We start from the raw sequence: 24,490 nt of genomic DNA on the forward strand, positions 1-24,490 counted from the left end.
CATAAATGTTGACCGGTACACCGCTATCGCGAGCAGGCTCACTCCTACATTGAATCGGTGTCATCTTTCGGTCATGCGCCTGACTTAATCTCCCCGGCAATCCCCTTGGCTTGATTCGGTGCCGGCATGACCCTGCGTGTTTTGTGCGTTTTTCTCTTGAGTGCATGGCTGACGGTTTCTGCCGCCGCCCTGCCCCTCCCTGAAAACGGCCCGGCGCTGCGCATCCAGGGTTCCAACACCATCGGCGCCGAACTCGGCCCAGCACTCGTTGAGGGCCTGCTGCAAGAGCAAGGCCTGCTGAAAATCCACCGCGAAACCCCGGACACCGCCAACGAACTGCGCATCGTCGGCCAGACCAGCGAAGGTAAACGCGTGGTCGTTGAAGTCGCCGCCCACGGTTCCAGCACCGGTTTCACCGCGTTGAAAAATGCCAGCGCCGACCTCGCCGCGTCTTCCCGCGAGATCAAGGACAGTGAGTTACAGACCCTGCAATCACTGGGCGACCTGAAAAGTCCTGCCGCTGAACAAGTCATCGCCATTGATGGCCTGGCGATCATCCTTCATCCCGACAATCCGCTGCAGCAACTGGACACCGAGCAACTGGCGCGGATCTTCGCTGGCGATGTGAAAACCTGGGAAGACCTCGGCGGGCGAGGCGGTGCTATTCATTTATATGCGCGCGATGATCAGTCCGGCACTTACGACACGTTTAAGGAACTCGTCTTGAGCCGGCGTGGGAAAAGTCTGAACAGCGCCGCGAAACGTTTTGAATCCAGCGAGCAATTATCCGACGCCGTGAGTTCGGATCCGCAAGGCATCGGTTTCATCGGTTTGCCCTACGTGCGTCAGGCCAAAGCCGTGGCCATTGCTGATGGCGCATCGCAGTCGATGCTGCCGCTCAACAGCCTGATCGCCACCGAAGACTATCCACTGTCGCGGCGGTTGTTCTTCTATCTACCGCCCGAAAGCAACAATCCTTGGGCGAAAGCCTTGGTGACGTTTGCGCAGAGCCGTCAGGGCCAGGCGATTGTCGCGGCAAACGGTTTTATCAGCCAGACCGTGCATGCGATGAGCGTCGCGCCGAATGCACTGATGCCCGAGGGCTATCAATCCCTCAGCCGTCACGCCCAGCGTCTGACGGTGAATTTCCGCTTTGAAGAAGGCAGTGCGAAGCTGGATAACAAGGCGCGTCAGGATCTGGCGCGAGTGTTCGACTATATAAAGCGTCATGACAAGACTGAACGCGCGGTGACCTTGGTCGGGTTTGGTGATGCCAAGGACGACCCGGCACGCGCGGATCTGCTGTCAAAGCTGCGGGCGATGGCGGTACGACGGGAGTTGGTGAAGAACGGCGTGGTGTTGCGCGAGGTTCGCGGGTTTGGCGCGTTGATGCCGGTGGCGGCGAACAATGTCGATGAGGGGCGGATCAAGAATCGGCGGGTTGAGGTTTGGGTGTATTAGCCCTACCCGATCGTTCCCACGCTCTGCGTGGTAACGCCGCCATGGACGCTCCGCGTCCACTGTGACGCAGAGCGTCACAGGATGCATTCCCACGCAGAGCGTGGGAACGATCAGGTGGATCAGCGCTCGCTACGCAACATTTCCTTCGGCACATATTTGCCGATCTCGAATTTGCCGATCGCCGCGCGGTGCACTTCGTCCGGGCCGTCGGCCAGGCGCAGGGTGCGTTGCATGGCGTACATGTAGGCCAGCGGGAAATCGTTCGACACCCCGGCCCCACCATGCATCTGAATCGCTCGGTCGATCACCCGCAGTGCGACATTCGGCGCAACCACTTTGATCTGCGCGATCTCGCTTTTCGCCACTTTGTTACCGACGGTGTCCATCATGTACGCCGCTTTCAGCGTCAGCAGACGTGCCATGTCGATTTCCATCCGCGAGTCGGCGATCTTGTCGACGTTACCGCCCAGGCGCGCCAGCGGTTTGCCGAATGCAGTGCGGCTCACCGCCCGTTTGCACATCAATTCCAGGGCCCGTTCAGCCATGCCGATCGAGCGCATGCAGTGGTGAATCCGGCCTGGGCCAAGGCGACCTTGAGCGATTTCGAAGCCACGGCCTTCACCGAGCAAAACGTTTTCGTACGGCACACGCACGTTGTCGAACAGCACTTCGGCGTGGCCGTGCGGAGCGTCGTCGTAGCCAAACACCGGTAGCGGACGGACGATTTTCACCCCGGGGGTGTCGACCGGCACGAGGATCATCGAGTGCTGCGCATGGCGCGGCGCATCAGGATTGCTCAGGCCCATGAAGATCAGGATCTTGCAGCGCGGGTCGCAGGCGCCGGAGGTCCACCATTTTTTACCGTTGATCACCCACTCGTCACCATCACGCACGGCGCGGGCGGCCATGTTGGTCGCGTCCGAAGAGGCAACGTCCGGTTCGGTCATGGCGAATGCCGAGCGGATTTCACCGCGCAACAGTGGTTCGAGCCAGCGCTGTTTCTGTTCTTCGTTGGCGTAGCGCACCAGCACTTCCATGTTGCCGGTGTCCGGCGCCGAGCAGTTGAACGGTTCCGGCCCGAGCAGCGAACGGCCCATGATTTCCGCCAATGGTGCGTATTCGAGGTTGGTCAGACCGGCACCGAGTTCCGACTCAGGCAGAAACAAATTCCACAGACCCTCGGCCTTGGCCTTGGCTTTGAGCTCTTCCATGATCGCCGTCGGCTGCCAGCGATCGCCTTCGGCAACCTGGCGTTCGAACACCGCCTCGGCCGGGTAAACGTAAGTGTCCATGAACGCGGTCACGCGCTCACGCAGTTCTTGCACCTTGGGCGAATAAGCGAAATCCATGATCAATTACCTTCTTGGGCAGAGGTTGTTTAAGTCATGCAATCGATGCTAGAACAGCGTTGATAATTTACCTAGCCTATTCTCGGCGTGTATAAACATTCATCACCGATATATGATCGGCTGATTGCCAGCCCCTAAAACACTGCCCTAAATAACAAGAGAAGCCGCGTTATGAATCTGAGTAAGGTCGACCTCAACCTTTTCATCGTCTTCGACGCGATCTATACCGAAGCCAACCTGACCCGCGCCGGGCAGATTGTCGGTATCACCCAGCCGGCGGTGTCCAACGCATTGGCGCGGTTGCGCGAAACCTTCAACGATCCGCTGTTCGTGCGCACGGCTCAGGGCATGGTGCCGACGCCGATGGCGCAGAACATCATCGGCCCGGTGCGCAACGCTTTGTCGCTGCTGCGTGTGTCGGTTCAGGAAAGCCGCATTTTCAACCCGGCGCAGGCGGTCAAGACCTACCGCATCAGCATGACCGACCTCACCGAAGCGGTGATTCTGCCGCCGCTGTTCCAGCGCCTGCGCCGCTTGGCGCCGACGGTGATCATCGAAAGTTTTCTGTCCAAGCGCCGCGAGACCACCAAAGAGCTGGCCGCCGGACGTCTGGATTTCGCCGTGGATGCGCCGCTCAACACCGACCCGCAGGTGCGCCACGTCAAGCTGATGGAAGACCGTTATGTGTGTGCGATGCGCAAGGGGCATCCGATGGCAGGCAAGGAAAAGCTCTCGCTGGATGATTACTTGTCGCTGACCCATATCCATATTTCCAGCCGTCGCAGTGGCCTGGGTTATGTCGATCTGGCGCTGGGGAAAATGGGCATTCAGCGCAAGATTGCCCTGCGCTCGCAGCATTATCTGATGGCGTCGCAAGTGATGCAGCAAACCGACATGGTCATGACGGTGCCGGAGCGCTTCGCCCGTCGGCATGAGCTGCAGGCGTTTAACCTGCCGGTGAATGATGTGCCGCCGGTGGAGACGCACTTGTACTGGCATGAAAGCACGGACCAGGATCCGGCGAATCGCTGGATGCGCGAGCAGATGATCGAGTTGTGCCAGCAGGTGACGGCGCAGGAGAAGAAGCTGGATAAGGTGTAAGACTTCTTACCGCGGCGCTGCCATAGCGAGCAGGCTCACTCCTGCAATTGGTTGCATTTCTTCAGATGAAACACGGTCAACTGTAGGAGTGAGCCTGCTCGCGATGAGGCCAGCATGAACACCACAGATCATCCTGCTTGACGTAAACGTCAACCTGCCATTAGCTTAGCGCCAAGACCTTTTTTCGAGCGCTTCCATGAGCAGCCAGACTTACAGCATCTCCGACCTCGCCCGCGAGCTGGACATCACCACCCGGGCGATCCGCTTTTATGAAGAGCAAGGCCTGCTCAGCCCTGAGCGCCGTGGCCAGGAACGTATCTATTCGCCACGCGACAAGGTCAGTCTGAAGCTGATCCTGCGCGGCAAGCGCATCGGTTTCTCGCTGGCCGAATGCCGTGAACTGATCGAGCTTTACGACCCTTCCAGCGGTAACACCAAACAGCTCAACAGCATGCTGGCGAAAATCACTGAGCGCCGCGAGCAGTTGGAACAGCAGTTGCTGGATATCGAACAGATGAAACTGGAACTCGATACCGCCGAAGAGCGTTGCGTGCAGGCACTGGAGCAGACGCTCAAGAGCCAGCAGGCCATTCAGTAACAACCCCATTCCCTGTGGGAGCGAGCTTGCTCGCGAATACGGTCTGACATTCAAATGTTTGTCGACTGATGCGCCGCTTTCGCGAGCAAGCTCGCTCCCACAGGGTTCTCCACGAATTCAAAAGAGCAGGTCAACCGCCATGTCCCTCCCCTCCCAAGTACGCCTGATCGAAGTCGGCCCGCGCGATGGCCTGCAGAATGAAGCCCAACCGATCAGCGTCGCCGACAAGGTGCAACTGGTCGATGCACTCAGCGCTGCCGGTCTTGGCTATATAGAAGTCGGCAGTTTCGTTTCACCGAAATGGGTCCCGCAGATGGCGGGTTCGGCCGAAGTGTTTGCACAGATCCAGCGCAAACCCGGCGTGACCTACGGCGCACTGGCGCCGAACCTGCGTGGCTTCGAAGATGCCATCGCCGCTGGGGTCAAGGAAGTCGCCGTGTTCGCTGCTGCCTCCGAAGCCTTCTCGCAGCGCAACATCAACTGCTCGATCAGCGAAAGCCTGGCGCGCTTCGCACCGATCATGGAGGCGGCGCAACAGCACGGCGTTACCGTGCGCGGTTACGTGTCCTGCGTGCTCGGTTGCCCATATGAAGGCACGGTCGCGCCGGAACAAGTGGCGATGGTCGCGCGCGAGTTGTATGCGATGGGCTGCTACGAGGTTTCGCTGGGCGACACCATTGGCACTGGCACTGCGGGCGCGACTCGCCGCTTGTTCGAAGTGGTGTCGGCGCAGGTACCACGGGACAAACTGGCCGGGCACTTCCACGACACCTATGGGCAGGCCATGGCCAATATCTACGCCAGCCTGCTCGAGGGCATCTCGGTGTTCGACAGCTCTATCGCGGGCCTCGGCGGCTGCCCGTACGCCAAAGGCGCGAGCGGTAACGTTGCTACTGAAGATGTGGTGTACCTGCTCAACGGCCTGGGTATCGAGACCGGTATCAACCTGGACGCCTTGATTGCTGCGGGTCAGCAGATCAGTGTGGTGCTGGGTCGCCCGAGCGGTTCGCGCGTGGCCAAGGCTCGTAGCGCACAGTGAGGGGGGAAGGTGTTACCGCTGTGTCCGGAATGTGGGTTCAAGCGAGTAACACGGAAACAAATTGTCTGGTTTCGCTAGAGTGAAAATTTGCTGAAATTCTCAAGACATTGATTTATAAGGCTTTTTAAAAGTTGGCACGGCTTCTGCTATCTCTATGGCATAACAAGAATAAAAAGCAGCAAACCAATAAAAATAAGACGTACCGACTCTGACATAACAAAAACAACACGGCAGAGACGCAGCTAACAGATTTTTTTGGAGAAGGTGTGCTTTTCAGGGTGCTCTCAGGAGTGACCCGCAACCGGGCAGAGAACAATAAAACTACCTTCAGGTAGCTCCCGAATCGGTTGGATCGCTTAGCGAGAAAGTAGATCAGCGCTCAAAAAAATACGTTTGCTCTTGACCCCGGATGGGGGTCGCCAAAAACAGCGGTAAAGGGCCACGGTTGCCAAAAACAACAACAGACCGACCCTCAATAATAAAAAAGAGCACGCGACGACAAAATTAAAGGGGAGCTTCGGCTCCCCTTTGTGCTTTCTGTGATTTGTGTTTTCCTCAACACCTATCTCCTGTGGGAACGAGCTTGCTCGCGAATGCGGTGTGTCATCAACAAAGATATTGGCTGACCTGACGCCTTCGCGAGCAAGCTCGCTCCCACAGAGGTTGCGGTTACCGCTCGATTGTTTTCAGTTCTTCGATACTGATCTCTCGCATTTTGAACTTCTGGATCTTGCCCGTCACCGTCATCGGAAACTCTTCAACGAACTTGAAGTGCCGAGGCGTCTTGAAGTGCGCGATACGTTCCTTGCACCAGGTTTGCAGCTCCAGCTCCGAGGCGCTGTGGCCGGGGTGGAACTTGATCCAGGCAACAATCTCCTCACCGTAACGCGAGCACGGAATGCCGATCACCTGCACGTCCGCCACGGCCGGATGGGTGAAGAAAAACTCCTCCAGCTCACGCGGGTAAATATTCTCGCCGCCACGAATGATCATGTCCTTGTTGCGCCCGGCGATGTTGACGTAACCCTCCTCGTTCATGCTCGCCAGGTCGCCGGTGTGCATCCAGCCCGCGTCATCGATGGCTTCGGCGGTGGCCTGCGGGTTGTTCCAGTAACCGAGCATCACGCTGTAGCCACGAGTGCACAGTTCGCCGATGGTGCCGCGCGTCACGAGGTTGCCGGCTTCGTCGATGATCTTGCTTTCCAGCTGTGGCTGGGTGCGGCCGACGGTGGTCACGCGCAATTCCAGCTCATCGGTCGGCCCGGTTTGCAGCGACACCGGGCTGGTTTCGGTCATGCCGTAAGCGATCTGCACTTCGCTCATGTGCATCTCGCTGATGACCCGGCGCATCACTTCGATCGGGCACGTCGCACCGGCCATGATCCCGGTACGCAGGCTCGACAGGTCGAACTCTGCGCGTTGTGGCTGATCGAGCATGGCGATGAACATGGTCGGTACGCCGTAGAGGCCGGTGGCTTTTTCTTCGGCGACGGTTTGCAAGGTCAACAACGGGTCGAACGCGTCGTTGGGGTAAATCATCGTGCTGCCGTGGGTGATGCAGCCGAGGTTGCCCATGACCATGCCGAAGCAGTGGTAGAGCGGCACCGGGATCACCAGACGATCGCGCGGGGTCAGGCCGATGCTTTCACCGACCATGTAGCCGTTATTGAGGATGTTGTAGTGGCTGAGGGTCGCACCCTTGGGGAAACCGGTGGTGCCGGAGGTGTACTGGATGTTCACCGGTTGATCGAAGTGCAGGCTGTCGCTGCGTTCGCGCAGTTGATCGGGAGAGATGCTGGTGGCCAGATCGGCCAGTTGCGACCACGGCAGAAAACCTGACGGTGGTTGCGCGTCAAGGCTGATTACCCCGCGCAGTCCGGGGAGGCTTTCGCTGCGCAGTTGGCCGATGGATTGCTCGGCCAGTTCCGGCACCAACCCTTGCAACATGGCGTGGTAGTTGGAGGACTTGAACGCCCCTGCGCAGACAAGCCATTGGCAGCCGGATTGCTTGAGCACGTATTCGAGTTCGGAGCTGCGATAGGCCGGGTTGATGTTGACCAGGATCACGCCGATTTTTGCCGTTGCAACTTGGGTGATGCACCACTGCGCGCAATTCGGCGCCCAGATACCGAGGCGATCGCCGGCCTGCAAACCCAGGGCGAGCAGCGCTCTGGCGTGCAGGTCCACCGCATCGGCCAGTTGTCGCCAGGAGTAACGCAGTTGCTGATGGCGCACGACGAGCGCTTCACCGTCAGGGTATTGCGCGGCGGTGTGATCGAACTTCTGCCCGATGGTCAGTGCCAGCAAGGCTTTGTCCTGTGAGCCACGGGTGTAGCTGCGCTGCGGGTTTGCACTGGGTTGATCCATGACGACCCCTATTGTCTTTATTAGTGGGTTTTGCCGGATTTAACCCCTGTGGGAGCGAGCTTGCTCGCGAAGAGGCCAGCAGATTCAACATCCGTGTTGACTGATCTGACGCTTTCGCGAGCAAGCTCGCTCCCACAAGGTCCGCTCCGTTTCAATCTTGAACTGCCCCTACTCTCGCCTAAGTTGACGTTAACGTAAAGGGTGATTGACAGCCATCCATCGCAGGCTTACGTTAACGTAAAGGTGAGAGCTGAGTAACAGCCCTCCCCACCCTACAAAAAAGCCAAAAGGTGACCCATGAGCTATCCCTCCCTGAACTTCGCCCTCGGTGAAACCATCGACATGTTGCGCGATCAGGTTCAGTCCTTTGTCGCCAAGGAGATCGCTCCGCGCGCCGCGCAGATCGACAGCGACAACCTGTTCCCCGCCGACATGTGGCGCAAATTCGGTGACATGGGCCTGCTCGGCATCACTGTGCCGGAAGAGTACGGCGGCGCTGGCCTGGGTTACCTGGCGCATGTGGTGGCGATGGAAGAAATCAGCCGTGGTTCGGCCTCTGTAGCGCTGTCCTATGGCGCGCATTCCAACCTTTGCGTCAACCAGATCAACCGCAACGGCAACCACGAACAGAAAAGCAAATACCTGCCGAAGCTGATCAGCGGCGAACACGTCGGCGCCCTCGCCATGAGCGAGCCGAACGCCGGTTCCGACGTGGTCTCGATGAAACTGCGCGCCGACAAACGCGGTGACCATTTCGTCCTCAACGGCAGCAAAACCTGGATCACCAACGGCCCTGACGCCAACACCTACGTGATCTACGCCAAGACCGATCTGGAAAAAGGCCCGCACGGCATCACCGCGTTCATCGTCGAACGCGACTGGAAAGGCTTCAGCCGCAGCAACAAATTCGACAAGCTCGGCATGCGCGGCTCCAACACCTGCGAGCTGTTTTTCGATGACGTCGAAGTGCCGGAAGAAAACATCCTCGGCGTGCTCAACGGCGGCGTCAAAGTGTTGATGAGCGGCCTCGATTACGAACGCGTCGTGCTCTCCGGCGGCCCGACCGGGATCATGCAGTCGTGCATGGACCTGATCGTTCCATACATCCACGACCGCAAACAGTTCGGCCAGAGCATCGGCGAGTTCCAGCTGATCCAGGGCAAAGTGGCCGACATGTACACCCAGCTCAACGCCAGTCGCGCCTACCTCTACGCCGTGGCCCAGGCCTGCGAGCGCGGCGAAACCACCCGCAAGGATGCCGCCGGGGTAATCCTCTACACCGCCGAGCGCGCCACGCAAATGGCCCTCGACGCGATCCAGATTCTCGGTGGTAACGGTTACATCAACGAATTCCCGGCGGGCCGCTTGCTGCGTGACGCCAAGCTGTACGAAATCGGCGCCGGTACCAGTGAGATCCGTCGCATGCTGATCGGTCGCGAACTGTTCAACGAAACCCGCTAAACGGAGCTGGCCATGGCTACCCTGCACACTCAGCTCAACCCTCGTTCAGCGGAGTTCGCCGCCAACAGCGCGGCGATGCTCAAACAGGTCGACGCCCTGCACACCCTGCTCGCCCAAGTGGCGCAGGGCGGCGGCGCGAAAGCCCAGGAACGCCACACCTCACGCGGCAAACTGTTGCCTCGTGAACGCATCAACCGCTTGCTTGATCCAGGTTCGCCATTTCTGGAAATCAGCCAACTGGCCGCCCACGCCGTGTATGGCGAAGACGTTCCGGCCGCTGGTGTGATTGCCGGGATCGGCCGGATTGAAGGCGTCGAATGCATGATCGTCGCCAACGACGCGACGGTTAAGGGCGGTTCGTACTACCCGCTGACCGTGAAAAAACATCTACGTGCACAAACCATCGCGCAACAGAATCGTCTGCCGTGTATCTATCTGGTCGATTCGGGCGGCGCCAACCTGCCGCGTCAGGACGAAGTGTTTCCGGATCGTGAGCACTTCGGGCGGATCTTCTTCAACCAGGCCAACATGAGCGCGATGGGCATTCCGCAGATCGCCGTGGTCATGGGCTCGTGCACTGCCGGCGGCGCGTATGTACCGGCAATGGCGGACGAAGCGATCATGGTGCGCAATCAGGCGACGATTTTCCTCGCCGGCCCGCCGTTGGTGAAAGCCGCGACCGGTGAAGTGGTCAGCGCCGAAGACTTGGGCGGTGCCGATGTGCACTGCAAGATTTCCGGGGTCGCCGACCATTACGCCGAGAGCGACGAACACGCCCTCGCCCTCGCCCGCCGCAGCGTTGCCAACCTCAACTGGCGCAAGCTCGGTGACGTGCAGCAACGCGCGCCGATTGCGCCGCTGTACGCCAGCGACGAGTTGTACGGCGTAGTTTCGGCCGACGCCAAGCAGCCGTTCGACGTGCGCGAAGTGATTGCGCGACTGGTCGACGGTTCGGTGTTCGATGAATTCAAGGCTTTGTTCGGCACCACGCTGGTGTGTGGCTTTGCGCATCTGCACGGCTACCCGATCGCGATTCTGGCGAACAACGGCATCCTCTTCGCCGAAGCCGCGCAGAAAGGTGCGCACTTTATCGAACTGGCCTGCCAGCGCGGTATTCCGTTGCTGTTTTTGCAGAACATCACCGGCTTCATGGTCGGTCAGAAATACGAGGCCGGCGGCATCGCCAAACACGGCGCGAAACTGGTAACAGCGGTGGCTTGCGCCAAGGTGCCGAAATTCACCGTGATCATCGGCGGCAGCTTCGGCGCCGGTAACTACGGCATGTGCGGCCGCGCTTATGACCCGCGTTTCCTGTGGATGTGGCCAAACGCGCGGATCGGCGTGATGGGCGCCGAGCAGGCGGCGGGCGTGTTGGTGCAGGTCAAACGCGAACAGGCTGAACGCAGTGGCCAGGCCTTCAGTGCCGAGCAGGAAGCCGAGATCAAGCAACCAATCCTCGACCAGTATGAAGAGCAAGGTCACCCCTACTATTCCAGCGCACGGCTATGGGACGACGGCGTCATCGACCCGGCGCAGACCCGCGATGTGCTGGCCCTGGCCTTGTCCGCGTCGCTGAACGCGCCTATCGAACCGAGCCGCTTCGGCGTGTTCCGGATGTGATTTTTTGTGGGAGCGAGCCTGCTCGCGAATACGGTTTGTCAGCTAGCGGATAGGTCGACTGATACAACGCTTTCGCGAGCAGGCTCGCTCCCACAAGAACCGTGGAGACGGATGAATATGAGTGATTTCAACACCCTCGAACTGCAGAGCGACCCACGCGGTTTTGCAACGCTGTGGCTCAACCGCGCAGAAAAGAACAACGCCTTCAACGCCGAGATGATCCGCGAGCTGATCCTCGCGCTGGACAAAGTCGCCAGCGACGCCAGCCTGCGTTTCCTGCTGGTGCGTGGTCGTGGCAAGCACTTCAGTGCCGGCGCTGATCTGGCGTGGATGCAGCAATCGGCCGAGCTCGATTACCACACCAACCTCGACGACGCCCGTGAACTGGCAGAGCTGATGTACAACCTCGCCAAGCTGAAGATCCCCACAGTGGCCGTGGTGCAAGGCGCGGCGTTCGGTGGCGCGCTGGGGTTGATCAGTTGCTGTGACATGGCGATTGGCGCCGATGACGCACAGTTCTGCCTGTCGGAAGTGCGCATCGGTCTGGCGCCGGCGGTGATCAGTCCGTTCGTGGTGCAGGCCATCGGCGAACGCGCTGCGCGTCGATATGCCCTGACCGCCGAGCGTTTCGGCGGACAACGTGCGCGCGAAATCGGTTTGTTGTCCGAGAGCTATCCGGCGGCAGAACTTGATCAGCAAGTCGAACAGTGGATCAACAATTTACTGCTCAACAGCCCCGCCGCCATGCGTGCCAGCAAGGACTTGCTGCGTGAAGTCGGTAACGGCGCGCTGACCCCGGCGCTGCGCCGCTACACCGAAAATGCCATCGCCCGTATCCGCGTCAGCCCTGAAGGTCAGGAAGGCTTGCGCGCCTTTCTGCAAAAACGTCCGCCGAGCTGGCAAGCCGCAACCACCACCAAGGAGCCGCGTTGATGAGCGCACCTGTTCTCACCACCCTGCTGGTGGCCAACCGTGGCGAAATTGCCTGCCGCGTGATGCGCACCGCCAAAGCCTTGGGCCTGACCACGGTTGCCGTGCACAGCGCCACCGACCGTGAGGCGCGGCACAGCCGGGAAGCGGATATTCGCGTGGACCTGGGCGGCAGCAAAGCCGCCGACAGTTATCTGCAAATCGACAAGCTGATCGCAGCGGCCAAGGCCAGTGGCGCGCAGGCGATTCATCCGGGTTACGGGTTTCTCTCGGAAAACGCCGGGTTCGCTCGTGCCATCGAAGCGGCCGGGCTGATTTTCCTCGGCCCGCCCGCCTCGGCCATCGATGCCATGGGCAGCAAATCCGCCGCCAAAGCACTGATGGAAACCGCCGGTGTGCCACTGGTGCCGGGTTATCACGGCGAAGCGCAGGATCTCGACACCTTCCGCGATGCCTGCGAACGCATCGGTTATCCAGTGCTGCTCAAAGCCACGGCCGGCGGTGGTGGCAAAGGCATGAAAGTGGTCGAGGACGTCAGCCAGTTGGCCGAAGCCCTCGCCTCGGCTCAGCGTGAAGCGCAGTCGTCGTTCGGCGATTCGCGCATGCTGGTGGAGAAATACCTGCTCAAGCCACGTCACGTGGAAATCCAGGTGTTCGCCGATCAGCATGGCAACTGCCTGTACCTCAATGAACGGGATTGCTCGATTCAACGGCGCCATCAGAAAGTCGTCGAAGAAGCGCCGGCACCCGGCCTGTCCACGCAACTGCGGCGGGCGATGGGTGAAGCAGCGGTGCGTTCGGCACAGGCGATCGGTTACGTCGGCGCCGGTACGGTGGAGTTCCTGCTGGATGCGCGCGGTGAATTCTTCTTTATGGAGATGAACACGCGGTTGCAGGTCGAGCACCCGGTGACAGAAGCCATCACTGGCCTGGATCTGGTCGCCTGGCAGATCCGCGTCGCTCGTGGTGAAGCACTGCCGATCACTCAGGAACAAGTGCCGTTGAATGGCCATGCGATTGAAGTGCGCTTGTACGCCGAGGATCCTGCGAATGACTTCCTGCCGGCGACCGGACGTCTGGCGTTGTATCGCGAATCGGCCGAAGGGCCAGGGCGTCGGGTGGATAGCGGGGTTGAAGAAGGCGATGAAATTTCGCCGTTCTACGACCCGATGCTCGGCAAGCTGATTGCCTGGGGCGAGGATCGTGAACAGGCTCGATTGCGCTTGTTGAGCATGCTCGACGAGTTTGCGATTGGCGGTTTGAAAACCAACATCAACTTCTTGCGGCGGATCATTGCGCACCCGGCGTTCGCGGCGGCGGAACTGGATACCGGGTTTATTCCGCGTTACCAGGAGCAATTGCTGCCTGCACCGGGCACGCTGAGCGATGCGTTCTGGGCGGCGGCAGCTCATGCGGTGGCGCAGAGCCTGCCACAACTCGCACGCCAGGATGACCCTGCTTCGCCTTGGTCACTCAATAGCGGTTTGCGTGCTGGGCTGCCGCCGGAAATCACCCTGCATTTGAGTTGCGAGGGGCAGGATCGCGCCTTGACGCTGAATGCTGCCGACCACGCCAGACTGTCCGGCGAAGCACTTATCGTCGAGCACGAAGGCGTTCGTCGTACGTTGCGTGCGATTCGCCAGGGCGATGCGCTGTACCTGCAATGGGAAGGTGAGTTGCGCCGTATCGAAACATACGATCCGATCAGCGCCATCGAAGCCAGCCACAGCCATCAGGGTGGCCTGACCGCGCCGATGAACGGCAGCATCGTCCGCGTGTTGGTGGAGGCCGGGCAATCGGTTGAGGCCGGTGCGCAACTGGTGGTGCTGGAAGCGATGAAGATGGAACACAGCGTCCGCGCGCCGCATGCCGGGGTGATCAAAGCGCTGTATTGCCAGGAAGGTGAAATGGTTGGCGAAGGCAGCGCTTTGGTTGAGCTGGAAGAAGTATGAACGGGAGGATCGATCCTGCGCCTGGCGAGGATCGATCTGACTAGTAACGCGCCGTTGCCTGCACCACAACACCGATGATTCGACACTCATCGGTCAGCAGGGCTTTCGGCCACGTCGGATTGAGCGGCACCAGGTAACGCTGGCCGCCCTCTTCGTCGAGTTTGCGAAAAATCGCCTCCGTACTGTCGGGCCACTGGGCGATCACCAGTTTACCGGGCAGCGCTTCGGCGGCCGGGTCGACCAGAATCAGCATGCCTTCGGCAATGCTCTGGCCACTGGGTGCGGTCATTGAATCTCCCGTCACCGTCAACCAGAACGCCGGGCCTCGCGCGTGGTAATCCGTCAACTCGAAGCGCTGCTTGCCTGCTGCCTTGTCGTAGGACGCCGGATCGCTTTCACGCACTTCGCACGTCGTCTGCCAATCGCTGACCGGGTAACGGAAGTACGGGTTGTACTTCTGCGCCAGCGGCATCTCGTCCTCGGACGTGGGTTGCGGTTCACGGATCACCAGCACCACTTCGAGGAAATCCATGCCCAGCGCTTGCAGCACCCGGTTCATTTCAGTGATACCGGGTTCGCGACGCTTGTTCAGCCAATGGCCGATCCCGCCCTGGGACATGCCGACGCGCTCTCCGAGCTCTGTTTGAGTGATTTTGAGCTCACTCATCTTGGCCTTGACCAACTCAATCCATTTATCCATGTGCAGCACCTTACGTGGACGCCTTCGGCCAGCAAAACACATATTGTAGTATTTAAATTCTCGTCACAACTACACAGAGTACTATTCTGAAGGCACGGATTTTCAATCGACCAAGGAGTGCCCCCTCATCATGAATATCAGCAGCAAAGACTTGCCCGATCTGCAAATGGACACCACCTTCACCTCGCCCCAAGGCAATGCGGCGGCGCAACGAGCGCTGGACTATTACTTGAAACCAGCTGTGTCAGAACCTGAGGTCGACGAGCGCTTTTTCGATGTCAGGCGCCATCTCAGTGGCGAGGAAGCCCTGGTGCACGCCTCGGACCTGTTGCGCTGCGCGGCAGCCACGGCGTTCAAGGCAGCCGAAAACCTGCAAGGCGCGAGTCGCGATCTGGCATTTTCAGTGGTGCATATGGTGGATATGGCGCGGGCGATGGTCGACCATTCACTCGATGGCGATGAAGCCTGAGAAACGGAAGTGCGGGCGGACGGGAAAGAATTTTCCAATCGAGCAGGTAAAAACATTTGACTTGCAAATGATAATGATTATTATTGCAAGCAGCTGGTCGCGAGATCAGTCGATGGACCAGAGACCTTAGGTCGGTCTTCTGGACTATCTCCTCATCAGGCTAATCACGGTTTTTGACCCGGCTTTTTGCCGGGTCTTTTTTTTGCCCGTTTTTCAGGCTTATGGCTTCAGGCTAATGAAGTCTTTAGGTGCTGCAAATTCGATGGCGCGGATAATATCAAAAGAATATTGGTTGGCAAGCGAAGCCCGGCCGCATTGGGGCAAACTAATGCCAATTAGCACTTGAGAATCAATCGCACAGTCTCTAAGCTGCTTGCGCGTCATGGAGGACGCCCCCCGCCACACACCGCAATTCCCCTCGGTTTCAGCCCTGCCTGCGTGTACAGTAACGGCCATAAAAATCATATTCAGGAATCGATTATGACCGTGGCCAAATCTTCGTTCGACATCAGCGCCAACTTCGACAGCGGCAACATCCAAGTCATCGACATCAGCAATCCACTCAATCCGGTTCTGGCCATTCGTCCAGATACTCGCAGCGCGCATTTCCAGTGGTTTCACTTCAAGGCCAGCGGCCTGCATGTCGGCCAGGAACACTGGTTCCGCCTGAACAATGCCAGCCAATCCACGTACAGCAAGGGCTGGCCCGGTTATCAGGCCGTAGCGTCCTACGATCACGTCAACTGGTTCCGCGTGCCGACTATTTACGAGGGCGACTGCCTGCGCTTTTGCCTCGAGGCCACGCAGACCCATGCCTGGTTCGCCTACTTCGAACCCTATAGCCGTGGCCGTCACGACTGGCTGATCGAGCAGGCGCTGAGCAAGGCCGGCACCGAATTACTGGCGACTGGTAAAAGTGTCGAAGGTCGCGACATTCAATTGCTGCGCAAAGGCACTGGCGCTGAAGGCCAGCGCAAGATCTGGATCATCGCTCAGCAACATCCCGGCGAGCACATGGCCGAATGGTTCATGGAAGGCGTGATCGAGCGCCTGGAAAGGCACGATGATCCGGTGCTGAACAAGCTGCTCGCCAGTGCCGATCTGTACCTGGTGCCGAATATGAATCCGGACGGCGCGTTCCATGGTCATCTGCGCACCAACGCCATGGGCCAGGATTTGAACCGGGCCTGGCAGAACGCCAACCAGGAGATCAGTCCCGAGGTGCTCTTCGTCCAGCAGCAAATGGAAAAGTACGGCGTCGATCTGTTCCTGGACGCCCATGGCGATGAAACCATTCCTCACGTATTCACCGCCGGCTGCGAAGGCAATCCGGGCTACACGCCGCGTATCGAGAAGCTCGAAGAGCATTTCCGCAATCACCTGAAACATACCACCAAAGATTTCCAGACCAAGTACGGCTACACCCGCGACGAACCGGGTCAGGCCAACATGACCCTGGCGTGCAACAGCGTCGGCCAGAAATACGACTGCCTGTCGCTGACCCTGGAAATGCCGTTCAAGGATCACGACGACCATCCCGACAACGTCACCGGCTGGTCGGGCAAACGCTCTAAACAGCTGGGCAAAGACGTGCTGACCACCATCGCTGACATGGTTGATACCCTGCGCTGATCCCCTCCTCCGTTCTGTAAAAGATCGCAGCTTGTCTGCGATCTTTTGCTTTCCGCCATTCACCATCTCGCGCAAACAGGTTGCAAAATAAAACCCGAATCAATACCGTACTCAAGGTTTTATTTTGAAACCTAAAAGGATGCGGGAAATGAAACCTCTCAAGAGCAGTGCCGTTTTGCTTTTCTCCGTGGCCTGCGGTCTGGCCGTGGGCAATGTGTATTACGCCCAGCCATTGCTGGACGCGATGGCCGAGGCGTTTGCGATGTCGCCGGCGACCATCGGCATTGTCATCACCCTGACGCAAATCGGCTACGGCATCGGACTGGTGCTACTGGTCCCTCTCGGTGATCTGCTCAATCGACGCCGATTAATCGTTACTCAAACCCTGCTGTCGGCAGCGGCGCTGTTGATGATCGCGCTGGCGCCCAACAGTGCGTGGCTGCTGCTTGGCATGACCTTGACAGGGCTGCTCGCGGTAGTGACGCAGGTCTTGGTAGCTTATGCCGCGACGCTGGCAATCCCGGCCCAACGCGGGCGCGTGGTCGGGGTGGTCACCAGCGGCATCGTTGTCGGCATCTTGCTGGCACGCACGGTTGCCGGCGGTATGGCCGATTTGGCTGGGTGGCGAGCGATTTACGTTCTGTCAGCCGGGCTGACACTGTTGATGGCGTTGCTGCTGTTGCGTGTTCTGCCGAAGGATGAGGTCCCGCAACCGATTACGACTTACGCCGCCCTGATCGCCTCAGTATTCAGCCTGTTCAAAGAAGAACCGGTACTGCGCCAACGCGCGATCCTCGCATTGCTGACTTTTGCCAGTGCGATGGTGCTGTGGACGCCGATGGTGCTGCCACTGGCCGCGCCGCCACTGTCCCTGTCGCACAGTGAAATCGGTCTGTTCGGACTGGCCGGTGCTGCCGGTGCACTGGCAGCCGCACGGGCCGGGCATCTGGCTGATCGTGGTCTGGGGCAATGGGTCAGCGGTCTGTCGCTGTTGCTGATGCTCGCCTCATGGTTGCCGATCGCCCTGACTCAATCCTCGCTGTGGGCATTGCTGCTTGGCGTAATCACCCTGGATCTGGGTCTGCAAGCCGTGCACGTCACCAGCCAGAGCATGATCTACAGCGTGCGCCCCGAAGCGCAAAGCCGTCTCACCGCCGGTTACATGCTGTTCTATTCGATCGGCAGTGCGCTCGGTTCCATCGGCTCGACCGCGATGTACGCGTGGGCCGGCTGGATCGGCGTGTGCCTGCTCGGCGCCAGCATCAACGCCGTGGCGCTGGCGTACTGGTGGCTGACCCTGAAACGCGGCGCATCGCTACGATGCGCCACGCAAACGGGTTAGCTGCGATCGCGACCACGCAACATGCTGTCGAGCACCTCGTCGCGGCGGACCCAGCCATGAAACAACGCCGCCGCCAGGTGCAGCAGCACCGTCAGGAACAGCAGATAGGCCAGATACCCGTGAGCCTTGCGCAGAAACGCGAACAACTGCGCATCGGCCGGAACGATCGCTGGCAACTGCAACGTTGTGCTGAGCATCACCGGTTCACCAGAAGCGCTGATCATCGCCCAACCGAGCAACGGCAACACCAGCATCAACGCGTAAAGCAGCAGATGGGACGCCTTGGCCGCCAGTACTTGCCAGCCCGGCAGATCGGCGGGCAACGGTGGCTGGCGCGTGGTGAGCCGCACCAGCAAACGCACGATCACCAGCGCCAGAATCGCAATGCCCAGCGGTTTGTGCAGATGGATCAGCCATTCATGCCGCTCGGACACCGAGGTGACCATGCCGGCGCCGATAAACAGCATGGCGATGATCATCAGCGCCATCAGCCAGTGCAGCAGCCGCGCCAACAGGGCGAAATGCGTCGGTTGAGTGCTCATGGACGAGCCTCCTGTTTGGCGGCGGGCAACTGACTGACTTCGCTGGTGCGACGCAAGTAGGAATTGGCGTAACCGGCGGAACGCGCCGCGAGCAACGGGTCGTCGGAACCTTGAATCCCGGCCGGCAGCACCAGCGGGTCATAGTTGATGTCCCGGCATTCGCCGCTCAATTGCGGCTGGGTCTTTTCCAGCACCAGCGTACCGGCGTTCAACACTTTGCGCCCCTCGGGCCAGGTCTTGCTGGCGTCGTTCACCGGATCCTCGGGATTGGCCAGAGTGATATTCAACTGAAAACGCAGCGGTGCAGACGACAACCGCTGCACCAGATCTTTCTCGAGAAAATCACCGCCCTCAGGCGCACTGGCGCCCGCAGCATCGCGCGCCAACGGTGTCATGCTCCAGCGCACGGCCTGTTTTTTACCGCTGGCGTCGACCAGATAAAACGCGTTGACGCTGTTATAGGTTTCGGTGGCATAACTGGCCGACGGTTTGGCCGTCTTCACCCAGGTCAAAAACGGCACGGTTTCCGGGTGCGCGGCAAAGAACGCCGGAACCTTCGCCGGATCAGGTTTACCGGTGGCCGGATCTGGCGATTGCGCCTGCTGCAATTGATAAAACGCCTCAGGCGTACCGACCGGGAACACCGGCATGCTGTTCATCCCGGTGCGCCATTGCTGCCCGTTAGCCTGGGTGAACCGCAACGCCAGACTGCGAATCGGCACGCTGCTGTCCGGTGCATAGGGATTGCCCGCCGGCAGCGCAAAGCGCCCGACGACTGGAGTCTGCGGCTCGTTGAACACCTGCGCAGTGGAGAATGCCCGTGCCTCACCACTGCTTTCGAAATGCCCGATCACGCACACACCTTTGGCGTGATTACGACGAAACCCGGGATGCACGCCATTGTTCTTCTCCAGCACATCGACCAGCGCCTTTGGCGTCAGGCGTTGTGGGTCGAAGTTACCGTGAACGTAGGCAAACGCCCCGGCCACCGCAGCGACTACCACGGCAATGCCGCCCAGACGCAATATCAGGCTCGCGACACTCAGTGGCGGGCGCTGCGGCCCGCCAGGCGGTGAAGCGTTGGGTGAGGTGCGATCAACCATGAAGGACTCCAGGGCCAATGGCCACAAGTAGGAAGAATCAGCAAGACGCGCCTCATCCGGGTTTATTCCACACAACGGTATTTATTTTTCCGAACGTGGAATAACCTCCAACGGCGGGCGTCTCCCTAGTCCACAGCGTAGTGACTAGCAGAATTTCATGAGCGAATTCGACGAACAGTTGAGAGAAATCATTCCCAGATTGCGCCGCTTTGCCGTGTCGTTGACGCGCAACAGCAGCAGTGCTGACGATCTGGTGCAGGCCTGTCTGGAGCGTGCCCTGTCGAGTTGGGGCGACAAACGCGCCGACGGCGACTTGCGTGCCTGGCTGTTCGCGATCCTCTATCGGCAGTTTCTCGACGCCCACCGGCGCTCGCGGCGTTATGCGCGAATGCTCGAATTCTTCACCGGTCGCGACGATGCCGAACCCTCGGTGGAGCGCACCGTTATCGCTCAGTCAACCCTGCAAGCCTTCGACCGACTGCCCAGCGAACAGCGCGCGCTGTTGCTCATGGTTTCAGTGGAAGGCCTTTCCTATAAAGAGGTCGCCGAGATTCTCGGCGCCCCGATCGGCACCGTGATGTCGCGCCTGTCCCGCGCCCGCCAGGCCTTGCGCCAACTCAGCGACGGCGAAATCAGCAGCCCTTCTTTGCGGATACTCAAATGATCAGCCTGCCTCCCACCGAGCGTGATCTGCACGCCTATGTCGACCACCAGCTCAGCGACGCCGACCGGCGTGTGCTGGACACCTGGCTGGCCAGTCACCCGAACGAAGCGGCGCAGGTTCGCGCCTGGCAACAGGATGCCCAGCAATTGCGCGCGGCACTCAGCGGCGCGTTGCAGCAACCGGCCAACTCAGCGCTTGACCCAGCGATGATTCGCCAGCGCCGTCAGCGCCAGTCGCGTCGTCATCTGGCCAGTGCTGCGGTGTTGCTGATCGCGGTCAGCCTCGGCGGTTTCAGTGGCTGGCAGGCCCGGGAAATGACCCTTGTGCGCCCGGCCATGTTGCCAATGACCGACGCCCTGCAAGCCTATCGCCTGATTGCCCAGCAAGGCATGTTGCCAGCCGATTACAAGGTCGACAGTGATGGCGACATGCAGCGCTGGCTCGATCGTTATTTCACTCGGGCCACTCGTTTACCAGATCTGAAGGCGGCCGGGTTTGAACCGGTCAGTGGACGCCTGCTCAGCACCGACGAAGGCCCGGCAGCGATGGTGATGTATGAGGATGGCAGTGGCCACAAGGTGAGTTTCTACGTGCGCCCGCCGGGGCCGAAGAACACCTTTTTGCCGCGTGGCACGCGCAGTGACGGAGATTTGCAGGCCCAGTACTGGTCAGGTGGTGGCTATAACTACGCGATGGTCAGCCCGGTCGATACACCGGCGGCGCAACAGCTCAAGCAATCACTGCCATTCTGAGAACACCACCTTTCCCCTGTGGGAGCGAGCTTGCTCCCACGAGGGATCAGCGTCAGGCTCAGAAACCTACGTCGAGCACCACATTGTCCAGATAAGTACCCGCAGGCGGCGTGGTCTGGTCGGTGTAGATCTTTGCGTTGTAGTTGAAAATCTGGCTGCCCGTGCCCAAGCCGTTTCCCGGATTGACCTCGGCATCGCTACTCGCCCGCCGCGCCGCGCCGACGCTGCCCCAGCGCGTGGTGCCGGCACTTTTGAAAATGTCGTAGGCCAGATAATTGCTCCCGGAAATCATCCGTCGCCGGCCGCCGACACTCACCGCGTTCTGCCCGTCGCTCAGCCCCACGGTATAGGCACTGCCCTTGGTGCAGGCCAGATTGATGGTTTGCCCGGTCACCGGGGTGAACGCGCTGATCACCGGAGCGCTGCCGAACGCAATGTTCGGCGCAGTAATCGTGCAGTCGTTGGACACCGTCATATTCACCGTCAACGAGGTCGTGCCACTGGCGATGTCGCGCCCAAGACAGATAGAACCAATACCAATCCCCGAGCAGTAATTCCAGTTCCAGAAAATACTCAGGGTCTCGGTGTACACCCCGGCGGCGACGTTGCTGCCAATGGTTGTGCCGAGATACAGCGGCACGGTTTTCGGCGTTGTACCGTTGAGCAGGCCCAAGGCATCGATGATGCCGTTGCGCGCAAAGTCGTAGGCCGTGCCACGAGTCAGCGGGTAGCTGGTGCTGTTGTTGGCGTAGACCGTGTAGTTGATGACATCGCCGGTCGGCCCGACCAGACCACTTTGAGTCGAAGAAACGGTGCCCCAGAAGTGGTCGTTGCTGGTCAGCAGGGACAGCAGCGAACCGGTACAGCTCAAACCTGCATTCAGTGTTGAACTGGGTTGTGAAGTGGTGCGCACGGCGATCGAACTGAGCGTACCGAACGCTGCCGGCGTGGTGCTGACCACCGAGCACGCGGCCTGCGCCGCGCCCGGCAGCATCAGCGCCAGCAACAAAAGCAATCGTGCGTAGATCATTGGCACACCAACGGGCCAATCAGCGGCACCTGGTCCTGATTCATATCGACGCTGAACTGCGCCTGACAGGTCTTGCCGTCGGCCAGCGTGACCTGCAGCGAGTTCTGCGCCTGCAGGTTTTCCAGATAGACCAGCCCGTCCCAACCGACCACCGTCCGTGTGCCGCTCTGCTCATGCAACACACCCGCGCCCAGCGGCAGTTCGCGCTGTTGCGCGTCGACCAGCACGATGCTCGCGGCAATCACTCGGGCCAGCGGAAACTCCAGCAGATAACCGCTGCCGCGCCTTACAGCGATGCGTTGTTCGACATTGGGACTGCGCACATTGGCCGGCAGATTCAGTGGGTCGATTTCGTACTTGCCCCGGTAATAGGCGCTGCTCCACGGCACCAGCAGATGACCGTTCTTGTCGGTCTGACCAACCTGCTGGTTTTCGTAGCGCACCGGAATGTCGGCGAAACCATCGGTGCTGACCACTACAAACGCGTCGTCGATGCGGTTGGCGGCGAACACCTGACGGTCCATCCACACCAACGAACCACTGGCATCGGCCCAACGGGTTTCAGCCTCGGAAGTGCCGTAGACACCAGCCTGCAACTGCACCGATTGCAGCCGCCAGGTGACGTCGGCCTGGCGATAATCGGCGCCATCACCCTTGGCGTAGCCGAGGTTGAAACCCACGCCGCCCTCAGTCGGCACCGCACGACTGTAGTTGACCCGTTGCTGGCTCTGCCCGGTTTTACTGCGATCGCTGCTGATCGCCAGGGTGCCACGCAGATCGAACGGAATCACCAGTTGCGCCTGCACCGCCCAGTTGCTGTCGCCGATTTCGCGGTTGGCCGACAGGTAAAAACTGCTGTTGCGCCACAGCGGTTTGCTCCAGCTCAGGTTGAGCAGCCGCGTGCGCGAGTCGTCCGCCGCACGAACATCGAAATAACCGGCCCCGAGGCTGCCCCAACGATCAAGGTTAAGGCTTAAGGTCGCCTGTTCGCTGCGTCGACTCAGGCTGATGTAGGAGCTGTCGACCACGGTCAGGTCGGCATATTGATCGTGACGTTGCAGGCGCTGGTAGGAAAAGCTGAAGCGCTGATTGCTGTACTGGTAGCCCAGGCTCAATTGCTGACCGCCCTCGCCGTCGAAGCGGCTTTGACTCAGTGCACTATTGAGTACACCGAAATTACCCAGCCGCAGGTTGCCGCCGAGGCCGCCCAGTGTCAGCGAATCGGCCGCTTCGGCATGGCTTTCCAGGGTAAAACTGTCGCTGACGCCGTAACGCAGGCTGCCAGAGGTGACACCCGGGCCATAACTGAAGTCCTTCAAGCCGTAGTCGCTGCGCAACGTACCGGCCGCCACGGAAAAATCGCTCAAGCCTTTTTGCAACAACGTGCTGGTGACATAGAACGGCACCGTGGTCGACACCTGCCGACCCAGTGCATCGGTGGTCACCACCACCGCTTCGCCCGCACCGTTGATGAACGGAATATTGGTCAGTGTGTACGGCCCCGGCTGCAAGTCTGCGCTGCTGGATTTGTAGCCATTGATGAACAGGTCCACCGAGGACGGCACTGCTGCTTCACCGGCAAATTGCGGCAGCGGATAGGTCACCAGATCCGGGCGTACGGCAAAGTCCCGCGAGAACTGCACGCCGCCCAGACGCACCGAACTGCTCCACGGCAAAGCGCCGCTGATCACGTCACCGGCCTCGTAGGTGAGCATTCGCTCGTCGTCGGAGTAACGCCAGGTGGTGTCGTAACGCAGGTAGCCATTGTCCAGTGTGTTGAGCGAATCACCAGACAACGTACGCCGGTATTGCCCGGTGCTGGACAATGTGCCCCAGCTGTCGAACAGCCGCACTTCGTTCCACGCCGCCAGGTAAGTGCCGGCATCGTCGGTATCGTTGAGGTACAGATCGTAGTTGAACAGTGCGCCGAAACTGCTCAGCGCCGGGGTGCGCGGGTAAGCCTGGCGATTGCCGATAAACTGTTCCGGCAGCCAGTCCGGCGGCACGTCCAGCAGCAGGCGCTGACCGACACTGTCGTAATCACTGTGCAGCCCCGCCAGACTGTCGAGATCGACCTCGGCGCCGAGGCTGTCGGGCAGTTTCATGCCGGTCTCGCGCAACGCGGTCACTGGCACGAACAAGCGCCCGTCGCGCTGCTGCACCGCCACCACGCGTCCGGTATTCATCTGGTTGACCACCAGTTCCAGAAACAACTGTGCATCACTCACGGCCTCCATGCCGCTCGGTGGCGGCGGCAGATCGCCGGCCCCGGATGGTTGAACGAACATCAGGCAACACGCGCCGGTGATGAGCCACAACGGACGCTGAATACGACGAACCCGTCCTGGGCTCATACCCGTTTTACGTCCGTCAATGGA

Annotated in this window: 21 protein-coding genes; 13 read left to right on the top strand and 8 right to left on the bottom strand. The window is 59.9% G+C overall.

Translation table 11 applies throughout. The features are described from left to right. The first annotated feature begins 126 nt into the window (after positions 1 to 126). Positions 127 to 1,461: a substrate-binding domain-containing protein gene (locus AB4O01_RS09325; protein WP_460091464.1), complete on the top strand. Its 1,335-nt coding sequence runs from the start codon at positions 127 to 129 to the stop codon at positions 1,459 to 1,461. A 119-nt stretch (positions 1,462 to 1,580) separates the two neighbouring features. On the opposite strand, the gene AB4O01_RS09330 is transcribed toward AB4O01_RS09325, so the two are convergent. After that, positions 1,581 to 2,810, bottom strand: coding sequence for an acyl-CoA dehydrogenase (locus AB4O01_RS09330; protein ID WP_134178261.1), 1,230 nt, complete (start codon positions 2,808 to 2,810; stop codon positions 1,581 to 1,583). 171 nt (positions 2,811 to 2,981) lie between these two features. On the opposite strand from AB4O01_RS09330, the gene AB4O01_RS09335 reads away from it, so the two are divergent. The 3 genes from AB4O01_RS09335 to AB4O01_RS09345 all read left to right on the top strand — a co-directional run bounded on the left by AB4O01_RS09335 (position 2,982) and on the right by AB4O01_RS09345 (position 5,548). Then, a complete protein-coding gene (locus tag AB4O01_RS09335; protein ID WP_016986544.1) occupies positions 2,982 to 3,911 on the top strand; it encodes a LysR family transcriptional regulator in 930 nt (309 codons plus the stop codon). A gap of 196 nt (positions 3,912 to 4,107) precedes the next feature. Continuing rightward, entirely contained in the window at positions 4,108 to 4,509 is a 402-nt protein-coding gene (locus tag AB4O01_RS09340) for a MerR family transcriptional regulator (RefSeq protein ID WP_093434160.1), read from the top strand. A 139-nt stretch (positions 4,510 to 4,648) separates the two neighbouring features. Then, positions 4,649 to 5,548, top strand: coding sequence for a hydroxymethylglutaryl-CoA lyase (locus AB4O01_RS09345; RefSeq protein WP_099756672.1), 900 nt, complete (start codon positions 4,649 to 4,651; stop codon positions 5,546 to 5,548). A 669-nt stretch (positions 5,549 to 6,217) separates the two neighbouring features. Here the strand turns inward: AB4O01_RS09345 and AB4O01_RS09350 are convergent. Further along, complete coding sequence (locus tag AB4O01_RS09350; RefSeq protein ID WP_460091466.1) at positions 6,218 to 7,915, bottom strand: AMP-binding protein; 1,698 nt, start codon at positions 7,913 to 7,915, stop codon at positions 6,218 to 6,220. A 297-nt stretch (positions 7,916 to 8,212) separates the two neighbouring features. Between AB4O01_RS09350 and AB4O01_RS09355 the strand changes: the two genes are divergently transcribed. The 4 genes from AB4O01_RS09355 to AB4O01_RS09370 all read left to right on the top strand — a co-directional run bounded on the left by AB4O01_RS09355 (position 8,213) and on the right by AB4O01_RS09370 (position 13,878). After that, complete coding sequence (locus AB4O01_RS09355; RefSeq protein ID WP_277758460.1) at positions 8,213 to 9,376, top strand: isovaleryl-CoA dehydrogenase; 1,164 nt, start codon at positions 8,213 to 8,215, stop codon at positions 9,374 to 9,376. Between the two features lie 12 nt (positions 9,377 to 9,388). Next, a complete protein-coding gene (locus AB4O01_RS09360; RefSeq protein ID WP_460091468.1) occupies positions 9,389 to 10,996 on the top strand; it encodes a carboxyl transferase domain-containing protein in 1,608 nt (535 codons plus the stop codon). 117 nt (positions 10,997 to 11,113) lie between these two features. Continuing rightward, positions 11,114 to 11,929 carry a gamma-carboxygeranoyl-CoA hydratase gene (locus AB4O01_RS09365; protein WP_099756674.1) on the top strand — a complete coding sequence of 272 codons (816 nt, stop codon included), beginning with the start codon at positions 11,114 to 11,116 and terminating at the stop codon, positions 11,927 to 11,929. Next, positions 11,929 to 13,878 carry an acetyl/propionyl/methylcrotonyl-CoA carboxylase subunit alpha gene (locus tag AB4O01_RS09370; protein ID WP_460091471.1) on the top strand — a complete coding sequence of 650 codons (1,950 nt, stop codon included), beginning with the start codon at positions 11,929 to 11,931 and terminating at the stop codon, positions 13,876 to 13,878. The genes AB4O01_RS09365 and AB4O01_RS09370 overlap by 1 nt, the downstream gene beginning before the upstream one ends. Positions 13,879 to 13,918: 40 nt before the next feature. Here the strand turns inward: AB4O01_RS09370 and AB4O01_RS09375 are convergent, their stop codons facing one another. Then, a complete protein-coding gene (locus AB4O01_RS09375) occupies positions 13,919 to 14,578 on the bottom strand; it encodes a LexA family protein (protein WP_093434139.1) in 660 nt (219 codons plus the stop codon). Positions 14,579 to 14,708: 130 nt separating this feature from the next. On the opposite strand from AB4O01_RS09375, the gene AB4O01_RS09380 reads away from it, so the two are divergent. Continuing rightward, a complete protein-coding gene (locus AB4O01_RS09380; RefSeq protein WP_093434137.1) occupies positions 14,709 to 15,047 on the top strand; it encodes a DUF6124 family protein in 339 nt (112 codons plus the stop codon). 219 nt (positions 15,048 to 15,266) lie between these two features. On the opposite strand, the gene AB4O01_RS09385 is transcribed toward AB4O01_RS09380, so the two are convergent. Next, positions 15,267 to 15,431, bottom strand: coding sequence for a hypothetical protein (locus AB4O01_RS09385; RefSeq protein ID WP_156685516.1), 165 nt, complete (start codon positions 15,429 to 15,431; stop codon positions 15,267 to 15,269). Between the two features lie 96 nt (positions 15,432 to 15,527). On the opposite strand from AB4O01_RS09385, the gene AB4O01_RS09390 reads away from it, so the two are divergent. Both AB4O01_RS09390 and AB4O01_RS09395 read left to right on the top strand, forming a co-directional pair. After that, the gene (locus AB4O01_RS09390) at positions 15,528 to 16,679 is read left to right on the top strand and encodes a M14 family metallopeptidase (RefSeq protein ID WP_093434131.1); all 1,152 of its coding nucleotides are present in this window, start codon (positions 15,528 to 15,530) and stop codon (positions 16,677 to 16,679) included. 148 nt (positions 16,680 to 16,827) lie between these two features. Then, a complete protein-coding gene (locus tag AB4O01_RS09395) occupies positions 16,828 to 18,021 on the top strand; it encodes an MFS transporter (RefSeq protein ID WP_116256048.1) in 1,194 nt (397 codons plus the stop codon). Here the strand turns inward: AB4O01_RS09395 and AB4O01_RS09400 are convergent. Next, the gene (locus AB4O01_RS09400; protein ID WP_093434126.1) at positions 18,018 to 18,563 is read right to left on the bottom strand and encodes a cytochrome b; all 546 of its coding nucleotides are present in this window, start codon (positions 18,561 to 18,563) and stop codon (positions 18,018 to 18,020) included. The two genes, AB4O01_RS09395 and AB4O01_RS09400, sit on opposite strands and share 4 nt — an antisense overlap. Further along, on the bottom strand, positions 18,560 to 19,666 hold the full coding sequence (locus AB4O01_RS09405) for a catalase family peroxidase (RefSeq protein WP_093434124.1): 1,107 nt from the start codon (positions 19,664 to 19,666) through the stop codon (positions 18,560 to 18,562). Before AB4O01_RS09405 ends, AB4O01_RS09400 begins: the two co-directional genes overlap by 4 nt. Positions 19,667 to 19,823: 157 nt before the next feature. Here AB4O01_RS09405 and AB4O01_RS09410 point away from each other — a divergent pair, with 157 nt between their 5' ends. Together AB4O01_RS09410 and AB4O01_RS09415 are read left to right on the top strand one after the other, a co-directional pair. Further along, the gene (locus tag AB4O01_RS09410; RefSeq protein WP_007917263.1) at positions 19,824 to 20,330 is read left to right on the top strand and encodes a sigma-70 family RNA polymerase sigma factor; all 507 of its coding nucleotides are present in this window, start codon (positions 19,824 to 19,826) and stop codon (positions 20,328 to 20,330) included. Next, positions 20,327 to 21,082, top strand: coding sequence for an anti-sigma factor family protein (locus AB4O01_RS09415; protein WP_460091473.1), 756 nt, complete (start codon positions 20,327 to 20,329; stop codon positions 21,080 to 21,082). The genes AB4O01_RS09410 and AB4O01_RS09415 overlap by 4 nt, the downstream gene beginning before the upstream one ends. A gap of 58 nt (positions 21,083 to 21,140) precedes the next feature. Here the strand turns inward: AB4O01_RS09415 and AB4O01_RS09420 are convergent, their stop codons facing one another. Next, a complete protein-coding gene (locus AB4O01_RS09420; protein WP_460091475.1) occupies positions 21,141 to 22,112 on the bottom strand; it encodes a Csu type fimbrial protein in 972 nt (323 codons plus the stop codon). Further along, complete coding sequence (locus AB4O01_RS09425) at positions 22,109 to 24,466, bottom strand: fimbria/pilus outer membrane usher protein (RefSeq protein ID WP_460091477.1); 2,358 nt, start codon at positions 24,464 to 24,466, stop codon at positions 22,109 to 22,111. Before AB4O01_RS09425 ends, AB4O01_RS09420 begins: the two co-directional genes overlap by 4 nt. Between the last annotated feature and the right edge of the window lie 24 nt (positions 24,467 to 24,490).

The sequence above is a fragment of the Pseudomonas sp. S2_E02 genome (genome assembly GCF_054668355.1).